Below are 20,462 nucleotides of genomic sequence, written 5' to 3'. Positions count from 1 at the left end.
TTAAAATTTTGATACACAGAGAAAATTCCCGTAAAAAACACTTGCATTTAAGCTAAAGACCGAATATTATTAATTCTGTTGTTTTTAATGTTCGTATTTAGGGGGCTGAACATTTTGTTTCGACTACAAGAAAATAATACAACTGTAAAAACTGAAATTTTTGCAGGTTTAACAACTTACTTAACAATGGTATATATCGTTATCGTTAACCCTTCGATTCTAGCGATTTCTGGTGTTCCTAGTGAACAAGTATTCACAGCGACAATTATTGCGGCAGTATTTGGTACATTATGGTTGGCGCTATTTGCCAATTATCCAATTGCAATGGCTCCGGGTATGGGGTTAAATGCATTCTTTACGTTTTCGGTTGTCCAAGCTTCTAAAGGCGAAATTGACTATATGACAGCATTTTCTGCTGTATTTGTAGCGGGTATTATTTTCTTTATTATTAGCTTAACGCCTTTACGACAAATGCTCGTTAAAGCCATACCGAATAATTTAAAATTAGCTATTACTGCTGGTATCGGTTTATTCATCGCTTTCATTGGTATGCGATCAGCAGGCATCGTGACAGATGACGAAGCGACATTAGTCCGATTAGGAGATTTATCAAGCCCTATGGTTTGGTTAACAATTGTAGGGGTTCTTGTTACGGCTATCTTCATGATGTACCGTGTATTCGGTGCAATTTTCTGGGGTATGATTGTGACAGCAATCCTTGCAGCATTAACTGGCAATTTAACATTCAATGGTGTTATTTCAATGCCATCATTACCAGAAGGGATTTTAGTATGGAATCCAATTGAAGCTTTTGGCGATGTCATTAAATATGGTTTATATGGGACAGTATTTTCATTTATTTTAGTTACATTGTTTGACACGACAGGTACGATGATTGGCGTTGCGAAACAAGCGGGTATTTTAAAAGAAGATAAATTGCCACGAGCACGTCAAGCTTTCCTTGGTGATTCGATGGCAACGATCATCGGTTCAATGTTTGGTACAAGTCCATCAACAGCCTATATCGAATCTTCTTCTGGTGTAGCAGTAGGTGGACGTACTGGATTAACGTCGTTAGTAGTTGCAGGGCTATTTGTCATTACCTTATTCTTCTCGCCATTAGCAGCTACATTAGCAAGTGTACCTGCTATTACTTCTCCTGCCTTAATTATTGTAGGTAGTTTAATGATTGGTGTTGTTCGCCATATCGAATGGGATAAAGTAGAAGAAGCATTTCCAGCATTTTTAGTTATTTTGATCATGCCATTAACGTCTAGTATTTCAGATGGTATTGCATTCGGGTTTATTTCTTACCCATTATTTAAGTTACTGAAAGGTAAGGGGAAAGAGGTTCATCCATTACTTTACTTCTTTGCAATTTTATTCATTATCCTGTTAGTGATTATGTCTCACTAAAAATGAAAAGCCTCTCATTTTGCGAGAGGCTTATTTTATTGGTGCGGAAGAAATGACCTAGGGGATTATTCCATTTATGTTAAAACAACAGGCAAAGTTAATCTTCGAACGGTTAACTCTGCCTCTTTATCAATTAGTTGAAGATCAACTTTCTTCAACGTTTATAACGAGTTCCTCAAAAAATTGATCATTAAAATATATTTTTAATTTCCATAATCCACTTGAAGGGAACATCATATTAGATGGAATATGGGAATCTGCACCGTTATGTGGGCTAATGGAAACATCAGAATATTGCCATACTGCATCATTGCCAAATAACAAAACAGGATGTTCTTTTCCGTCTTCATCAACACCAACTACTTTAAAATCACCGCTGATTTTATCTTCCTCTCCCCAGAAATGCCACATATATTTATCCGGTTTATTCGCAATAAACTTTGTTGCGACTGCTTCACCTTCGTTACCCGAACCGACCAAAATTCCCATCTTACCTTCTTTCCCAATCAATACATACTCACCCTTTATTCCGTCATGAAAAGTCACGGGTAATGTAAAAGTAGGGCTTGCCTCTAACTTTTTGTTTTCATCAAAATTTTTACAGCCGACAAGAGTCATTAACAATAGTACAGAAATCAACATAATGATTTTATTCCTCATATGACTCTCCCTTTATTAGCTTGAAATAAACGACATTTTATATTACTTTCAACATTTTTACTAATATTCCTTCTTATTTAATCATTCGGATGCCGAATGCCAAGCCTCTTAGAGCGGAAAATAAATAAAAGATTTTCATTAGCCTCTTCTTTCCGTCAAGTACTCCCCAAAAAACAAAAAAAGGCCTAAGGGGATTTAGGGCCCCTTAAGCCTTTTTTACACTAAGCCCTACAGCTTTGCTTGTTTTACCCATTTATTGACTTGTTCATCCGTACCGTAAACAAAATGATTTGGCAATGGCTCATGCATTTTAGCTGTATCCGGTGTTTCTTCATGGACATAAGGAATTCGTTTCCGTTTTCTTTCCAAAATCGGATCTGGAAGAGGAACAGCGGATAATAAAGATTTTGTATATGGATGAATTGGGTTGTTGTAAATTTCGTCTGCATCGCCCAACTCCATAATTTTTCCCCGATACATAACCGCAATCCGATCGCTGATATATTTAACCATCGATAAATCATGGGCAATAAATAAATAAGTCAAATTTCGTTCCTTTTGCAGATCTTTTAGCAAATTGACTACTTGCGCTTGAATGGAAACGTCGAGAGCGGAAATCGGCTCATCGGCGATAATGAAGCTTGGATCTAAACTTAACGCTCTAGCAATTCCGATTCGTTGTCTTTGGCCACCGGAAAATTCATGTGGATATCGTGTCATATGTTCACGATTTAAGCCAACTGCTTCCAATAAAGAAATAATCTTTTCTTGACGTTCTGCTTTGTTTTTATATAGGCCGTGGATATCAAATCCTTCGCTGATGATTTCACCAGCTGTCATCCGCGGGTTCAGTGAAGCATATGGGTCTTGGAAAATCATTTGTATTTCCCGTTTTAATTGCTTTTGTTCTTTTTTCGATTTGATTTGATGAACATTTTTTCCTTTGAAAATCACTTCGCCGCCAGTAATGTTATAGAGTCCGATAATGGAGCGGCCTGTAGTGGATTTACCGCAGCCAGATTCACCAACGAGGCCTAATGTTTCACCTTCAAAAATATGAAAACTAATGCCGTCAACAGCTTTTATTGGATTGGAAGGAGAGCCGAAATATTGAGTTAAGTTTTTTACTTCCAAAATTTTATTCTCTTTATTCACCTAATCCAGCCTCCTTCTTATATCTTTCCATTCTTCTTACGATTGGCTCAGGAATGTCGATTTTCGGTGCATATTCATGCAATAGCCATGTTTTAGCATAATGTGTATCGGATACTTTAAACATTGGAGGTTCTTTTTCAAAATCGATGGCCAATGCATATTTGTTCCGAGGTGCAAAGGCATCACCTTTTGGCGGATTAGTCAAATCCGGTGGAGAACCTGGAATCGCATACAATCTTTCATCACTTTTGTTATTTAGATCAGGCATGGAGCCAAGAAGTCCCCAAGTGTATGGATGTTTTGGATTGTAGAAAATATCGTTGACCGTTCCGTATTCCACAATTTGTCCTGCATACATAACCGCCACCCGATCGGCGACATTTGCTACAACCCCTAAATCATGGGTAATAAAAATAATAGATGTTTTATGTTTTTTTTGAAGTTCCTTTAATAATTCCAATATTTGCGCTTGAATCGTCACGTCAAGGGCTGTTGTCGGTTCATCGGCAATCAATAATTTCGGATCAGCCGCAAGCGCAATGGCGATAACAACACGCTGTCTCATACCGCCACTAAATTCATGTGGATATTGGCTGAACCGTTTTTCTGGCATTGGAATGCCGACTTGGCGAAGCAATTCAATTGCTCTTTCTTTTGCTTCTTGCTTTGAAACTTTTTTATGTTTTAAAATTACTTCCATAATTTGTTTTCCAACACGGATAGTTGGGTTTAAAGCAGTCATTGGATCTTGGAAAATCATCGCAATCTCATTGCCACGAATTTTGGACATTTCTTTATCGGAAAGGGGAATTAAATCTTTTCCTTCCAATAAGATTTGACCATCCGCATATATTCCTGGTGGCTGCGGAATCAATTTCATAATGGCATTGGTTGTCACACTTTTACCCGAACCGGATTCGCCAACAATTGCCAAAGTTTCCCCTTCATATAATGTAAAATCAACGCCACGTACTGCTTGAACAAGACCTGCATATGTTTTGAAGTTGATTTTTAAATTTTTGACTTCGAGTAATGGTTTATTCATGCTTCCACCCCTTTCTATTTGCGTAATTTTGGATCAAGTGCATCGCGCAAACCATCACCAACGGCATTAAAAGCAAAGATTGTTAAAGAAATTAAGAAAGCAGGGAAGAATAAACGCCAAGGGGCTACACGTAAACCGCCCATACCTTCTGATGCCATTGTTCCCCAGCTGGCAACTGGTTGGTTTACTCCTAAACCTAAAAAGCTTAAGAACGATTCTGTGAAGATGGCGCTTGGAATTGTTAATGTCATCGTTACAAGAATTGCACCTAAAGCATTTGGGATAATGTGGCGGATAATTAAATGCCAATTTCTTGCGCCAAGAGTTCTCGATGCTAGTACGAATTCACGGTTTTTAATGGATAACACTTCACCGCGGACAATCCGTGCCATGTTGATCCAACCGGTAATCGATAAAGCGATAATCATCGGTAAAAGACCTTGTTCCATTACTACCAATAAAATGATTACCACTAAAAGATAAGGGATGGCAGATAAAATATCGACAATCCGCATCATAATATCATCTACACGTCCGCCAATAAGTCCAGAAATGCTTCCCCATAAAACGCCAATGATTAAATCAATAATGGCAGCTGTGATACCGATAAATAATGAAATGCGGGCACCAAACCATACACGAACAAAAATATCCCGCCCTAAATCATCTGTTCCAAACCAATGTTCCTTTGAAGGAGCTGCATTATAAACACCTAATTGATCGCGATAACTGTATTGCGACAGTTCAGGAACAAATATCGCAAACAGTGTAATGAGGAATAAAATGATAACACCTGTAACCGCCAATTTATTTTGGTTAAAGCGGAGGAATACTTCTTTCCAGAAAGATACAGGCTTTTTTGCCAATTTATCGCCTTCTTCCAACCGCGGTCCGACTACTGTAAACATTTCAGGAGTTAAATTGTTGGTCGTTTCATGCTGTTTTACCATTATTTCTTTGCTCCTCCTTTCAATTTAATGCGCGGGTCAATGATAGTATATAAGATGTCTACGATTAATACAGCGAGCATTAAAATAATTGCATAGAATACGGTTGTTCCCATAATGACTGTATAATCACGGTTTGTGATACTTTGAACGAAATGTCTACCTAATCCAGGAATGGCAAAAATTTGCTCTATAACAAAACTTCCTGTTACAACACCGGCTGTTAAAGGCCCTAAATAAGTAATAACCGGCATTAATGCATTACGCAAAGTATGCTTAAAAGTGATTGTCCATTTGCCAAGCCCTTTGGCACGGGCTAATTTCACATATTCACTGTTGTTTTGTTCCAACATGCTGGAACGGACCAATTTTGCGATATACCCCGCATGTGTCAAAGCGATTGCCAACGCTGGCAGAACTGAGTATTTAAAGCCGTTCCACCCGGCAACAGGGAATAGGCCCAATTTTAAAGAGATGAAGTATTGCATTAATCCGGCCATAACGAATGAGGGGATTGAAATGCCCAAAACCGCGATGGTCGTTGCAAAATAATCAATCACGCGGTTATGGTAAAGGGCCGCAATGATGCCAAGTAATACACCGATTCCAACCGCTAAAAACATGGCTTCAAGTCCAAGAGATAACGAAACCGGGAACCCATCGGCAATAATATCGTTCGTGGAGCGGTTTTTATATTTCATGGACTCGCCAAAGTCAAACGTCAACGTATTGAGTAAATAATCCTTATATTGAATATACCAAGGATTATCTAATCCATATTTCGCTCTTAAATTTGCTTCAATTTCAGGTGGAAAATCCTTTTCACTTGCAAAAGGATTACCAGGTGCAGCCTTCATTAAGAAAAAGGTTGCCGTGATGATAATTAATAACGCAATGAACATAAGAACAATTCTTTTGAGAATGTACTTCAGCAAAGTGCTCCCTCCTTTATCTAAAAATTCTGTATAGTCCTAAAAAATAGTGAAAGGCTGCTATGAATCAATACAATCGATTTCAGCAGCCTTTACAACTATGAACCTAGAATTTAATTACACCAATTTATTATTCAACATCTACATATTTTAAGTAAATATTACCTAAAATATCTGTCTCCATGTTTTTCACATAGTCTTTAGCAACACTTAGGTTAGTGTAGTAGTAAATTGGTGCAACCGGCATTTCTTCAATAATGATCGCTTCTGCTTGTTTTAATAATTCTAAACGTTTTTCTGGATCAGTTTCTTTGTTAGATTCTCTTAATAGTCTTGTATATTCTGGGTTTTCCCAACCTGTATCGTTGTTACCGTTTTGAGCAGAATCATATTGTTCTAGGAATGTATAAGCATCGTTGTAGTCTGCAATCCAACCTAAACGTCCAACTTGGTAATCTAAATTTGACAATTTGTCTAAGTAAACTTGCCATTCAGAGTTGTCAAGAGTTGCATTGATGCCTAAGTTTTTACGCCAATTTTCTTGAATGAACTGAGCGATTGCTGCGTGAGCTTCACTCGTGTTAAATGAAATTGTGATATTGATATCTTCAGGTTTGCTGATTCCTAGCTCTTTCATACCTTGTTCAAGAGCTTTTTTCGCTTCTTCTACATCATTGTCTTTGAAGTAGCCGCGATCTTCTTCAAAGCCTTTAATCGCTACAGGAACCATACCTAATGCAGGTTTTTGTTCACCTTTTGTAATGTTGTCAATCAATGATTGACGGTCAATTGCAAGTGCTAATGCACGACGGATATTTTTGTTTTTAAGAATTTCATCTGTTGTATTAAATTTGTATACATAGATGGCTGCATAGTCTTTGATTTTTAAAATACCTTCTGATTTGTATTGGTCAATTGCATCTAAAGCTACTGTTTGGAATGGAGAACCTAAGAAGTCAATTTCGCCATTATCAAACATAGTTGTTGCTGTTTGTTCAGATTCAACCATTGTAATATTTACTTTTTCAAGTGCTACATTATCAGCATCCCAGTAAGTAGGGTTTTTCTTCAATGTGATATCTTTGTTATGATTCCAAGAATCAAGCAAGAATGGACCGTTTGTTACATAATCTTCTCCAGCTTCTGTGTACCATTTTGGATTTTTCTCAGCTACATTTTTATTAACTGGGAAGTATGTTTTAAATGCTAACATTTCTAAGAAATAAGGTGTTGGTTGTTCCAATGTAACAACGATAGTTTTATCGTCTTCTACTTTAATACCAACATCTTCAACTTTCGCTTTACCTTTGTTGTAAGCTTCTGCGTTTTTGATTGGGTAAAGCATAGAAGCATATTCGGAAGCGTTTTCAGGATTTAATACCCACTTCCAAGCGTATTCAAAGTCATATGCTGTTACAGGATCTCCGTTTGACCATTTTGCATCGCGTAATTTGATTGTGTAAGTTATTTGGTCATCGCTGATGGAAATGTCTTCTGCTGCCGCATTCACAACTTCAGAACCTTTGCGAGTTGTTAAACCTTCAAAAACGTTATTTAGAATTGCACTAGAAGTAGAATCTGTTGCAAGACCTGGATGTAAGGAAAAAGGCTCAGAAGCGATGACTAAATTAAGTTCTTTTGAACGAGAAGTTTCTTTTCCTTCACCTTCGTTTTTGTTTTCTTCTTTGCTGCCGCTGCAGGCACTTAGCACTAAAGTAAGTGTGAATAGTGCTGCTAATAAGAGCCAAAACTTCTTTTTCATTTTTTCCCCTCCATTAAGCATTTTAAAAATTTTCAGAAAAAACGCGGATGTGCCATTTTTCTGAAATTTGCGTGCTCGATAATCATAATATCAAACTTTTTTGTTAAAATAAATACTTTTTTAATTCTCTGGAAGATTTGAAAATATCTATTTTTTAAAAAATATTTTCAACTGAGTTAATTTCATAATTCTCACCCCTTGATTTTCAAGGGATTCAAGACAATAAAAAATGGGTACCTCCCCAAATTTCGTTATAATGGTAGGTAACCAAACAAACCATACGAAAGAGGTGAGTACCCTATGACTATTGTAAAACAAATTTCTCTTTTTGACATCCATCAATTATTAGAAATGGAAAGTTCCCATCGTTATGATGCCATTTTTAGTGCAATCGACATTCAGCCTATATTTCAATTGTTTTCTAAAAAGACATTGAAAGGTGCACCACGTGAATTGAATTATGGTGCAATGATTCAATCGCTGATTATACGTATTGTCGAACGTATTCCAACTATCAAGGATTTAGTCAAACGTTTGGTTCATGATCCTTTATTTCGTTTCGACTGTGGATTCCTTGTGTCTGATGTCGTACCATCTGAAAGCTCTTATTCACGCATGATTCAAGTCATTAGTGAATCAGATGTGCTAGATAAAATGAACGATACACTCATCAAAACAGCGATGTTGGAAGGCTTTCTAAATGATGAACATGTCGCCATCGATGCGAGTCACTTTGAAGCTCGTGATGCTTTCACACCATCAGAAAAGAAAGCACCTAAAACTCCTAAAAAACGTGGTCGTAAAACGAAAGCTGAACGAGCTGTTTGGTTAGCCGAACAAGTAGAGAAAAAAGGAAATCAATCAACCTATGAAAAAGAACTGAAAGAACAGCTGGATATCCCATTAGAAACCCTTTGGAAGGATGTACCGATTGAGCCAAAATGGGGTGTGAAAAAGAATAGTAAAGGAAAAAATACATTTTGGTTTGGTTATAAAGCCCATTTAGCTGTTTCGACGAAAAGTCAATATATCATCACGCGCTTGATGTCCTCAGGTAATTTAAGTGATTGTAAAGCTGCGATTCCGTTATTGAAAAAACTTCATCACTTAGGAAACGGTCAATTTACAATAGCTATATTTGATGCTGGTTATGATGTTGAACCTATTTACCGTCAAGCCGTATCACAGTCCATGCGAGTCGTGATTCCTTACAACGTTCGCCGAGAAGGAGAATATATAGGATTCGATGAACATTTTCGTCCAACCTGTGTGCGTGAACATAGTTACCAATATGACAGCTTTGACGCTAAGTACAATACATTAAAATTCACACGTCCAAAGGAATGTGCAACTTGCCCATTACGAGAAGACACCCTTTGCCAAAAAGTTTTCAAAATCAAATGTGATATAGATATCCGTAAATTTACCTATCCAGCACGTGGGACAGAACGATGGAAACTGCTTTATCAAGAACGTACAGCAGTCGAACGCGTTAACGCTTATTTAAAGGAATACTTTCAATTAAACAATGTCCGTCATCGTACAGGAAAGAAAGCAAAAATGCATTTCAATCTGGTGACGTTAATTTATAATACCTGCAAACTAGCAGTTGATCGAATCAATGCTTTATTACAGCAACAAAACCAAGTTGCATAATTTTAAAAAAAAACAAAGTTTTTAGTATAGGGGTACTCTATACTTCAGAAATACTATGATTTATGAAATTGATTCAACTATTAAAGTTTGATAGTTTGATATGACATAACATTCAGAGGGATTTCTCTATTGATTTGGATAGGGAGATAATTAGTTACTCAACTTTCGCACAAGCCAACCGTCATTCACAATTAACTCATATCCATAAGAATCTAATGAGGATGGAACATGATTATTAACTTGGATATCTGCATTTTTAATTGAATTCGATAACATGCATGAGGATAAAAGTATTAAAATACTTAGTATTATAAATAGTTATATTAACATTTTTCATAAATACCCCACCTTTTATAAAAACGTATTGTCAAAAATTACTTAATAAAACTTACGTTTTTGTTGATATAACTAGTTTTATATAAAAAAAACTTGCCACCCCCTTAAAATTAGGGTATTTATGAGGTAACCACACACTCAAAAATCCCTAATAAAGGAAGTGACAAGTTGTTACCTCAATTATTAACCTATTTGCTTGAATATATCAAGTACCAAGATCAAATGATTCGAACATTACTTACCCTTCTGATTGGAAAAAACATGTTTGATAAGCCAACTGAAAAGCCTGTCAATAAGCCTTATCAAAAACTCCAGGTGGATGAGCTGCCAATCATTGAAACTCTACAAAAGCTCGATTATCAAATTCTTCTCAAAGAATATTTGGAGAAGAACGGGAAACCTCTCAAACCTGTTCAGAGGCGTTCCAATTCAAAAGGTAAAGTACCTTCATCCATGAAATGTCCAAGGTGTGGTGCTCCGTCAGATTATCTTTATGCCAATAACGGAGGTAAAGGACAGTATCAATGCAAGGTGTGTGCGTGTCTGTTTAATAAAAAGAATCAATATGCCAAGGAGGCTATACTAAAATGTCCACACTGTTCGAAAACACTCGAGAAGATCAAGGAAAGAAAAGATTTTCTCGTATTTAAGTGCAAAAACAATGACTGTCCGTATTACAAAAAGAAACTGCAAGGAATGTCTAAAAAAGAGAAAAAGCAGTTCGAAAAGGATCCTCCGTCTTTTAAAGTTCGATACATATTCCGTCAGTTTCAAATTGATTATCAGCCGTTAGCCAAACATTCACCTAAGAAGCCAAAAGTGGATTTGTCCAGGCTTCATGTGTCACCGCACACATTGGGGCTCATTTTAACCTACCATGTAAACTATGGCTTATCGGCTCGGAAAACAGCTGCACTGATGAAGGATGTTCATGGCGTACCCATCTCTCACCAGAGTATATTGAATTACGAAAACAGCGTAGCACTTCTTCTCAAACCTTATGTGGATCATTATCCTTACGAGCTTTCTGATCAATTCTGCGGAGACGAAACATACATTAAGGTGAATGGTCGTTGGCATTATCTTTTTTTCTTTTTTGATGCGGTAAAGAAAATTATTCTGTCCTACCCTGTTTCTCCAAATCGTGATACGGTATCAGCCATTCGTGCGATTGATGAGGCCTTATAGAAGATGAAAGAGATCCCGGAAGACCTCACCTTTGTCGTAGATGGCAATCCGATTTACCTTTTAGCACAACACTTTTTTGCCCAGCACGGTATTACGTTTGATGTGAAGCAGGTCATTGGACTAACCAACGAAGACCAGGTTTCAACGGAATACAGACCGCTAAAACAAATTATTGAAAGACTGAATCGAACATTTAAGGGCAATTACAGATCGACACACGGATTTGGATCCGATCACGGATCCGTTTCTTATGTGACTTTGTTTGTGGCTTATTTTAACTTCTTGCGGCCACATTCAGCCCTGGAAGGCAAAGTGCCTGTAGTTATTCCAGAGCTAAAAGGACTGCCGAATATGCCTGCACGTTGGACAAAACTGATTGGTTTAGCTCAACAATGGCTAGTAGAGCAAACTGCCTAACTTTTTGTTTAGCAGAGCCCTTACCAGCATCGGCGAAGCGAACTCTTGACAAACCGAACCAGTCAATGGTTTAAAATGGGAATTGGCAAGGGCTTCTTTGGTGTGCCTTCTTTTTGTTCCCTTCGCCCTTGTTGGTTCGAAATCAAACCATTGACGTGTTTGTCAAGAGCGATTGCGGCGGCATTTCCTCTAGTTTCGCTAGATCACATCCCTCCAAAACTAAGTTTTCATAGATTTTTTGACACTACCACCATATGCGTATTGTCAAAACTTTATATAGAAATAGGTTATAGAATCCTATATTAGAGGGCTTTATAAGCAAAAAACTTGCCACCCCCTAAATTCTAGGGTATTAGTGAGGTAACCACACCAACACAAAATCCCTAGAAAGGAGAAGTGGCAAGTTGTTACCTCAAATTATAACCTATTTACTTACTTTTATAAACTTTCAAGAACAAATTATTCGAACTCTACTTACCCTACTAATTGGAAGAAGCATGTTCGATAAACCCAAAGAAGCTCCTGTTAATCAGCCTTATCGAAAGCTTCAAATTGATGATTTACCTATCATTGAAAAGGTAGAAAAGCTCGATTATCAGCTTTTATTAACGGAATATCTTCAATCCAAAGGAAAACCGTTAAAACCAGTACGCCGTCGAGCCAATTCTACGCCCGTACCGTCTACCTTATGTTGTCCGAAGTGTGGTGCTCCTTCTGCGTATTTGTACGCAAATAACGGAGGAAAAGGACAATATCAGTGTAAGGTGTGTGCGTGTGTTTTCAATAAAAAAAGTCGTTATCAGAAAGAGGCCATTCTTAAGTGTCCTCACTGCCTTAAAACGCTTGAAAAAATTAAAGAACGAAAAGATTTTCACGTGTTTAAGTGCAAAAATGATATGTGTACCTATTATCAAAAAAACTTGAGCGCCATGACTAAAAAAGAGAAAAAACAGTTTAAAGAAGATCCACAATCGCTGAAAGTTCGCTACATTTACCGGAAGTTCCACATCGACTATCAACCGTTATCCAAACAATCACCAAAGCAGCCAAAAGTCGATTTATCAAGATTGTATGTTTCACCGCATACACTTGGGCTCATCTTGACGTACCATGTCAATTACGGATTATCGGCCCGTAAAACGGCAGCGATCATGAAGGATATTCACGGCGTGTCTGTCTCCCATCAAAGTATCCTAAACTACGAAAACAGCGTCGCATTATGGCTCAAGCCTTATATTGACTACTTTCCGTATGAGCTGTCGGATCAATTCTGTGGGGATGAAACGTACATCCGGGTCAACGGTCGTTGGCATTATCTGTTTTTCTTTTTTGATGCGGTCAAGAAAGTCATTCTTTCGTATCCAGTGTCACCAAATCGCGACACCGCAACAGCAATACGAGCGATTGATGAAGTACTAGTGAAGCTGAAAGAAATACCCGAAAACCTACAATTTGTAGTAGATGGTAACCCTATTTACTTGTTGGCACAGCATTTCTTCGCAGAAAACCACATATCGTTTGACGTAAAACAGGTCATCGGGCTAACAAATGAAGATGATGTCTCCAGAGAGTATCGACCTCTCAAGCAAATCATCGAGAGACTAAATCGCACGTTTAAAGGAAATTATCGATCGACACACGGCTTTGGTTCTGAACAAGGTTCTGTTTCTTTTGTGACATTGTTTGTGGCTTACTTTAACTTCTTGCGCCCACATTCTTCACTTGAAGGTAAAGTGCCAGTAACAATTCCAGAATTAGAAAAGCTACCAACCATGCCAGCGAGATGGACAGCCCTTATTAGGCTAGCTCAAGACTGGATTCAACAACAGTCAGCCTAACTTTTGTTTAGCTGAGCCCTATTCAGCTATCGGCGAAGCGAACTCTTGACAAACCGAACTTACCAATGGTTTAAAATGGAAAAAGTCAAGGGTTTATTTAGCATGCCTTCTTTTGTTCCCTTCGCCCTTGATTGACCTCTGAATAAACCATTGGTGTGTTTGTCAAGAGCGATAGCGTGGCATTTCCACCTAATAAATGGTAGGTAGTATGAACCGTGCTAGTTTTTCATAGAACTTTTGACACTACCTATAAAAATGTACTATCACCACTTGAATAAATAGTCCATACACTAATAGGATCCTTTTGAGCCTCAATCAACTCCTCTAGTAAAAGAAATGCTGTCAATGTACCTGTCCTCCAATTGTACGAGTAGAAAGCTCTAAAATATCGATTGAAAAATTCAAGACATTTATTATACGTCATTACAAAAGAGAACTTATTCTTAAATATTCTGGCTATTATACTTTTATATGATACTGAAATATAACTCCAACTTTTAACTAAGTTCATCCGAATACAAACAGTTTTGTAGAAAAATGGTTCTGAAATTCTATTATATAGGAGGAATGTATCGTTTTCTAAATAATACAAGTTAATTATTTACAAAAAAGGTATAAATTGTTATTTTTTACTTTGACGGTACCGTTAAATAAATTAAAAGAATAGGGAGGCCAAAATCATGAAATCATTCAAAAAACTATTTGCAATCGGTTTCGCTACAGCAGTCTTATTAACATCAACAGGGGCATTTGCAGGAACACTGGGACCTGAAACTCTTACAGGAACATCTGCAAAATCTTCAGAAGTTTATTTAGGAAGTGGAACACATAAATTAGTAGCAAAAGGAATTAGTGGAACTGGCGTCGCTACTGTAAAAAAAATCCGAGTATTATGGCCTGACCAAAATGTAAAATCTGTAGATGTTACAGCTCCTTATACTTCTACTGCAGAATTCAATGCAGAGGCTACTAACGGTGGTGTTAATCAAAGTTATTATGTTCTCTGGAATGGTTCTACATCATCCGCAAAAGCTCAAGTTTCTATAGTTCATCCTTAATTTTCAAATGGGGTATCTAAAAATTAAAAATTTAGACACCCTTGCGAATAGAGTTATGAATTATCATTACTCTATTCAACTTACATATCACTTGTAAATAAAAAGGACCTCCATACTTGTAAGTAGAAAGGACTTCCATAAGATATGAGTAATATTAAATTATTACCAAACCAATCAACCTTTTTTTATTTAAAATTAAATATAAAGAATATTCTATTTTTTATTGTAATGTTAGTAGCTATTTTACTTACATTACGTATAAGTGAAACTTTGAATTTTTCGATATTTCAATTTACCACATTTAGTTATTTTACCTTTATAACCTTAAACTTCTTTTTCTTAATTTCCTCTACTATAACCACACAAAAACAATTGGAAATTATAAGTTTTTTGGAAAAAGATTCTTGGAAATTTATAAGCAAAATCTGCATGGCAAATTTAATATTAATGTCTTTAATTGTAATATTTCCTGTGTCTATTATGTTTTTTTTTAAAAATTCTTTTACAATGAACGAATATTTGTGGCTAGGAATCATTCATTTTTTTATTATCTATTATTCTTCAAATATTCTATTTACTGTAATTGGAATTAGTGTAGGCCTTACAGTAAAAAATAATTTTGCAATTGTAATCTCTATTTTGATATTTATTCTTTTAATTAGAATTCCATATATGATTCATCCAACTTCACCATTTGGAAGGTTATTTAATATTTATGATGATGAGGTATTTTTTTCAACAAATGATTTGGCTGGTGTCCTTTTCAATATATCCTATTTATTAGATAAATTATTCGTTGTTTTATTCATTTTATTAATTGGTTTATTGATAAGAATTATAGTAAATAAAAAGAAAAAACTATTAAATGTTGGATTACTTTTCATAATCTTACTGTCTCAAGTGATTGTAGTTTATAACTACATTATCCAAAAAGAAGTTCATCATCAATATAATGAGTTTTTACAAAACGAATATCAAATTCTCTCCCATAAGATGAAATTAAATTTAGGAAACAAATTAACGAACGAGAGCATACTAAATATAAAAATTAATGAGGATACGAATACGATTCAATTATTTTTAGATCGAGTTTTTGATATTAATGAAATCAAAATAGATAATACTCGATTTGATTTTACCCGTGAAAACGATTTATTAGAAATTACAGGAGACTTTAAAAAAGATCAACAGCATATATTAAAAATTACATATCAAGGTAAAGTAAATATTGTTGACGATTTAGGTTTTCATCTATTTTACGTTTCACCATTATCGGTCAATCTACCTGGAGATAGTTTTTATTGGTATCCTAAGACATCTAATTATCCTAATAAAGAGATTTATTTTGACGTTGAATTAGAGAAAAAAGGAACAATATTTAGCAATCTAGCGGTAGTTAAAGAAACGGATGATAAATATAACATTAGAGGTAATGCTTCTGATTTGTTTCTTTTTTCTGGACAATACAAAGTCATGAATGAAAATGAAATTGAGTACGTAATACCTATTGGTTATGAACCATCGATAATTCAAATGCAATTATCGTCCATTACTACAAGGGAAGAGGTACCTAATGAAGTAAAGAAAAAAATTATTGATAAAAATTATTCAAGGGTAGTAATGGGGATATGGCCATTAGAAGATTCTTCAGCATTAGTAAAAGTTTCTGGAGACACCATTTTCGTTCGATTTTTTAATTAAGAAATTAAAAAAGGTGATAGATTATGTCAAACCAATTATCAGTAGAAGGCATCAATTTCTCATATAGAAAAAAGAAAGTATTAGAGAATGTTTCTTTTACTTGTCAAAATGGTGTGATTGCATTATTAGGAAATAACGGAGCTGGAAAAACAACGTTAATGAAGGTGATTGTAGGTTTAAAAAATCCAGATTCTGGAACAATAATATTGAATGATACTAATTTAGTCAATGTTGATAAATATCCTATTCATAAAGTTGGGTATTTACCACAAAATTTTGATATTTATCCAAATATCAGCGGATATGATTTTTTATCTTATGTTTATGATGTGAAAAAATTACCCAAAAACTCAAAAAAGCAAGCTCTTGAAGAAGTCATTACAAAATTTGGACTTCGTGATGTCATTAAAAAAAGATTTTCCTCATATTCGGGAGGTTATAAAAGAAGATTGGGAATTGCTCAAGCAGTACTCGGAAAACCGGATTTAATCATTATTGATGAACCAACAGTTGGGCTTGATCCGGAACAAAGAATCGAATTCAGAAGTTATCTTGCTGAAATTAGTTTGGATGCAATTACATTAATATCAACGCATATCATTGAAGATGTCGAACTATATAGTAATGAGATTTTAATATTAAAAGATCACACTATAAAATTCCAAGGTACTGTTGAAGAAATTATAAATATTAGTGTGCCTTTTATTTCTACAAAAAATATACCTATTACTGAGTTAGTTTCATTTAGAAAAGAATACAAAATTATTGAGGAAAAACGAATTTCTGATGATTTAATCAAAGTTAAATATATTGGAGACTCTGATATTCATCATGATGAAAAGGAGATTTCTTTAGAAAATGCATATATCTATTTTCAAAACCAAATTTGAACAGATATCAAAGTTTGTTAATTATTATGATTATAATCATACATTAGGAAAAGGTGTTTTATATATTACTTTATTATTTTTAGTTATAGGAATTTTTTCACCTGCCCCTACAGACTACTTGAGCTCAATACGAGCTGGTTATTCGTTGTACGGATTCGATAATTTATATGATTATACTTTTCCAATGATATCTGTTTTCATTGTTTTTTTTGCTTTTCTAAAAGATTATATAAATAATCGCTATGAATTAATTATTTACTTTAATGCTTCTAGATTTAATTACAATATGTTGTTTAGATGGGGTTATTTTGTGTTCATTTGTTCTTTAAGCAATTTTATAACGGCTACCTTCTATTATCGATTTGTTTCTTTTTTAGATTTACTAAGTATCGTTTTAAGTTTAAGATTTGTACCTAATATTCTATTTTTAACTTCGCTTCTACTATTCCTCATTACGTTAACAAAAAATTGTTATGCTGCTTTATTTGTTGTAGGTAGTTATTTATTGCTTGATTTTTTATCTTCAGCGAGGATGTTTAAGTGGTTTTCATTAGGTGTCCATTCTTCAAACTATTATTACACAATATCTCCTGCTTATTATTTGTTAAACAGAGCATTATTAGTGATTCTTAGTGTTTTATTCGTTTTTATAGCTTGTAAAATATCTGCTAAAGAAAATTTATGATTTGATGAAGGTTAACTTTGTTTTACTAAAAAGGATGTTCAAATAAAGTGATTCCTTCAAGCTAATTTCTAATAAGTAAGGGGGCGTCTGAAAAGTCATTTTGAAACGCCCCCTTTGGTGTGCCCGGCATGTACATGAACTATAGGGTGTAAGTCCCGAACCCCGAAGACAGAAGTAGAGGTTAGCCAAGAGCAAGGGTGTCCGTGGTGACGCGGAATCTAAATGAAGAGTTTTATGAATTAATAGCACAAGAAAAGTTAGCTGGTCAAAATAATCCTTATGAAGTGGATTGGAAAAAGTATGATTTATTGGCCCCTACTGAGGAGGTATCTCAATGAAACAGGACATTAAAGAGCTTTGTAAATCATTGAGATTGGCTTACGTTGCAGATGTTTATCATCAAATATCATTTGAAACATCCGAACAATTCTTGTATCAGCTACTTCAAGAAGAAATTAAATTAAGGGAAATAGCAAGGACAACTCGATTAATAAAAAAGGCCAGATTCCTGGATAAGAAAAGTTTACAGGATTACGAGTGGACCGAACAAATTCGGTTCCCTCCCCATCTAACGAAAGAAGATTTGTGTAGTCTTAACTTCATTGAGAACCGAGAGAATGTAGTTTTAGTCGGATCACCAGGGACAGGAAAAACCCATCTAGCCACCGGCTTAGGAAGAAAAGCATGTGAACTAGGTTATGAAGTTCGATTTTATCGAGTCGCTCATTTAGTAGAGGAATTAGAGCAAGCATTACGAACCAATCGATTAGTATCGTTTAGAAAACGATTAGAGAAAGTCGATTTAGTGATTTTAGATGAAATGGGCTACTTACCATTTAGTAAAGAAGGAGCCGAGTTGTTATTTCAAATCATATCTGAGTTCTATGAGCAAAAGAGTGTAATTATTACATCAAATTTAGAGTTTAGTCAGTGGAATCGGATATTTATTGATTCTCGCTTAACAGCAGCTTTAGTTGATAGGTTAATTCATCATGCACATATTATATCTTTCCACGGTGAAAGTTATAGACTGTCTCATGCATTGTCAAAAAGGAATTAAAAGGGTGGCAATCTTCTGCATTTTTGATTGCATTTTTCTGCACTTTTCTATTGCAAAATACATATGAAGCGATGTGTTTAATCTTTCTACTTAGCATAGGTAGAAATTTCTACCTTTCAAAAGTAGAACTATGTAGATAATATCGGTTCATACTTGAAACAAATTTATTTTTAGAAAACTATGTTGCAGATTCGGATTCGGAAAACCGCATTTAAATTTCGGAACTATCCAATATACGCAATGCAATTTCCAAATATATATTATATTTATTGATTCTTAAGGAGGCTTAGGTTAATGAAGAAATTATTAGCATATGTATCTATTGTGGGAGTTATGGTTTTAAGTCTTTTCTCTTTTGGTGGTCAAAATGTTGGAGCTAGTAGTTTGAATAATGGAAATCTAGATATTGTAGAAAAGCAGAAGCTAATTCGACAATATGAAAAGTATTTCGGACCTATCAAAAGAGCTGCAACTGAAGAAGAGATAGAATTAATAGATGAAACAATAGAGAAAAAAATGAAGAATAATGAGAATTTTACGCTGAGAGAAGTGCTTGAAGAACTTGGACTTGAAGATGTTGGATATCAAGAAGCTGATAGTTCTGACTTAGTTTATACTCTGAAGAGAGGTTTGTATGAATTCGAAGATAGTCATTATGAACCTCAAGATATTAATTTGAATAATGGAAATCTAGATATTGTAGAAAAGCAGAAGCTAATTCGACAATATGAAAAGTATTTCGGACCTATCAAAAGAGCTGCAACTGAAGAAGAGATAGAATTAATAGATGAAACAATAGAGAAAAAAATGAAGAATAATGAGAATTTTACGCTGAGAGAAGTGCTTGAAGAACTTGGACTTGAAGATGTTGGATATCAAGAAGCTGATAGTTCTGACTTAGTTTATACTCTGAAGAGAGGTTTGTATGAATTCGAAGATAGTCATTATGAACCTCAAGATATTAATGAAGATAATATTAGTACACTTGCTTTAAATGTAGGTATGATGGGGTTCAGAAATCCTAGCCATTCAAGTACAAAATTTACTGCAACATTACAGTTTACAAATATAGGTTTTTCAAAGATTGATTCTTTAAATGGTATGGTTACACCATATACAAAAACAACTAATGGAGGTTGGGTTCAAAGCGGTGAATTTGAATACATTGCTGAGACGGACCTAATCATTGGTACTACTATTTTAGGGAACTTTAGTGCACCACATAAGGATCGAGGAGCAAAGTTAGAAGCTGTAGGTGTTATAGTTCAAAAGGGGAAAGGCGTTGTGCTAGATCCTGCAAGTGCAATTTACAATCCGAGATAAGTAACCCCCTTAATAGAAAACAAGTTGGTGAATACTATGTATGAACTTAAAGATTCAAGTTTTGTTATTTTTGATACTCAATCAATAGTTATTATTATAGGTATTATTATATTGATAATAGCTAGTTATGTATTTTTAAGAATTAGAAAAAGTAAATAGATTAATGTTAATAATAATTCCCTATTTTCAATTAGGGAATTATTATTTTTATAGACATTAAAATATGAATTGAGCTAAATATAAGTAAGCGTAAAATAAAGCCCACCTAGTATTTTAGGTGAGCTTTAGTGTATTCTTTATTTAACTTTAGTAGGTATGCGATATTCCTCTGGAATGATCTAGTGTTTCTAAATCAATTGGTATTTGTGGATTAACTTTTACAACATTTCAAAG

General features: G+C 35.0%; 15 protein-coding genes and 1 pseudogene. 10 read left to right on the top strand and 6 right to left on the bottom strand.

Features of this window, described 5'->3' with window-relative positions; all coding sequences use genetic code 11:
* The first annotated feature begins 114 nt into the window (after positions 1-114).
* Positions 115-1,416: an NCS2 family permease gene (locus tag UtA1_RS14670; protein WP_096551810.1), complete on the top strand. Its 1,302-nt coding sequence runs from the start codon at positions 115-117 to the stop codon at positions 1,414-1,416.
* A 144-nt stretch (positions 1,417-1,560) separates the two neighbouring features.
* Here the strand turns inward: UtA1_RS14670 and UtA1_RS14665 are convergent, their stop codons facing one another.
* The 6 genes from UtA1_RS14665 to UtA1_RS14640 all read right to left on the bottom strand — a co-directional run bounded on the left by UtA1_RS14665 (position 1,561) and on the right by UtA1_RS14640 (position 7,917).
* Entirely contained in the window at positions 1,561-2,076 is a 516-nt protein-coding gene (locus UtA1_RS14665) for a DUF4871 domain-containing protein (RefSeq protein WP_096551808.1), read from the bottom strand.
* Between the two features lie 228 nt (positions 2,077-2,304).
* Complete coding sequence (locus UtA1_RS14660; protein ID WP_096551806.1) at positions 2,305-3,231, bottom strand: ABC transporter ATP-binding protein; 927 nt, start codon at positions 3,229-3,231, stop codon at positions 2,305-2,307.
* Positions 3,224-4,276 carry an ABC transporter ATP-binding protein gene (locus UtA1_RS14655; protein WP_096551805.1) on the bottom strand — a complete coding sequence of 351 codons (1,053 nt, stop codon included), beginning with the start codon at positions 4,274-4,276 and terminating at the stop codon, positions 3,224-3,226. The genes UtA1_RS14660 and UtA1_RS14655 overlap by 8 nt, the downstream gene beginning before the upstream one ends.
* A gap of 14 nt (positions 4,277-4,290) precedes the next feature.
* A complete protein-coding gene (locus tag UtA1_RS14650) occupies positions 4,291-5,184 on the bottom strand; it encodes an ABC transporter permease (protein ID WP_172597922.1) in 894 nt (297 codons plus the stop codon).
* 41 nt (positions 5,185-5,225) lie between these two features.
* On the bottom strand, positions 5,226-6,158 hold the full coding sequence (locus UtA1_RS14645) for an ABC transporter permease (protein ID WP_096551801.1): 933 nt from the start codon (positions 6,156-6,158) through the stop codon (positions 5,226-5,228).
* Positions 6,159-6,285: 127 nt separating this feature from the next.
* On the bottom strand, positions 6,286-7,917 hold the full coding sequence (locus tag UtA1_RS14640) for a peptide ABC transporter substrate-binding protein (protein WP_096551799.1): 1,632 nt from the start codon (positions 7,915-7,917) through the stop codon (positions 6,286-6,288).
* Between the two features lie 300 nt (positions 7,918-8,217).
* Here UtA1_RS14640 and UtA1_RS14635 point away from each other — a divergent pair, with 300 nt between their 5' ends.
* The 9 genes and pseudogenes from UtA1_RS14635 to UtA1_RS14600 all read left to right on the top strand — a co-directional run bounded on the left by UtA1_RS14635 (position 8,218) and on the right by UtA1_RS14600 (position 20,069).
* A complete protein-coding gene (locus UtA1_RS14635; RefSeq protein ID WP_096551704.1) occupies positions 8,218-9,573 on the top strand; it encodes a transposase in 1,356 nt (451 codons plus the stop codon).
* Between the two features lie 504 nt (positions 9,574-10,077).
* A pseudogene (locus UtA1_RS14630) lies at positions 10,078-11,514 on the top strand (DDE-type integrase/transposase/recombinase).
* 404 nt (positions 11,515-11,918) lie between these two features.
* On the top strand, positions 11,919-13,352 hold the full coding sequence (locus UtA1_RS14625) for a DDE-type integrase/transposase/recombinase (RefSeq protein WP_096549692.1): 1,434 nt from the start codon (positions 11,919-11,921) through the stop codon (positions 13,350-13,352).
* A gap of 680 nt (positions 13,353-14,032) precedes the next feature.
* A complete protein-coding gene (locus UtA1_RS14620) occupies positions 14,033-14,410 on the top strand; it encodes a hypothetical protein (RefSeq protein ID WP_096551797.1) in 378 nt (125 codons plus the stop codon).
* A gap of 144 nt (positions 14,411-14,554) precedes the next feature.
* Positions 14,555-16,111 (top strand): hypothetical protein, encoded by a 1,557-nt coding sequence (locus tag UtA1_RS14615; RefSeq protein WP_126434535.1) that lies wholly within the window; start codon positions 14,555-14,557, stop codon positions 16,109-16,111.
* Positions 16,112-16,134: 23 nt separating this feature from the next.
* Entirely contained in the window at positions 16,135-17,001 is an 867-nt protein-coding gene (locus UtA1_RS14610) for an ATP-binding cassette domain-containing protein (RefSeq protein WP_096551793.1), read from the top strand.
* 891 nt (positions 17,002-17,892) lie between these two features.
* Positions 17,893-18,024 (top strand): hypothetical protein, encoded by a 132-nt coding sequence (locus tag UtA1_RS17860; protein ID WP_269471049.1) that lies wholly within the window; start codon positions 17,893-17,895, stop codon positions 18,022-18,024.
* Positions 18,021-18,746 (top strand): IS21-like element helper ATPase IstB, encoded by a 726-nt coding sequence (gene istB, locus UtA1_RS14605; RefSeq protein WP_096551789.1) that lies wholly within the window; start codon positions 18,021-18,023, stop codon positions 18,744-18,746. Before UtA1_RS17860 ends, istB begins: the two co-directional genes overlap by 4 nt.
* A gap of 294 nt (positions 18,747-19,040) precedes the next feature.
* Positions 19,041-20,069 (top strand): hypothetical protein, encoded by a 1,029-nt coding sequence (locus tag UtA1_RS14600; RefSeq protein WP_096551787.1) that lies wholly within the window; start codon positions 19,041-19,043, stop codon positions 20,067-20,069.
* Positions 20,070-20,462: the final 393 nt, after the last annotated feature.

The sequence above is a fragment of the Ureibacillus thermosphaericus genome (assembly GCF_002370195.2).
GTDB classification, from domain to species: Bacteria; Bacillota; Bacilli; order Bacillales_A; family Planococcaceae; genus Ureibacillus; species Ureibacillus thermosphaericus.
This window is presented reverse-complemented; position numbering and strand designations above follow the sequence as displayed.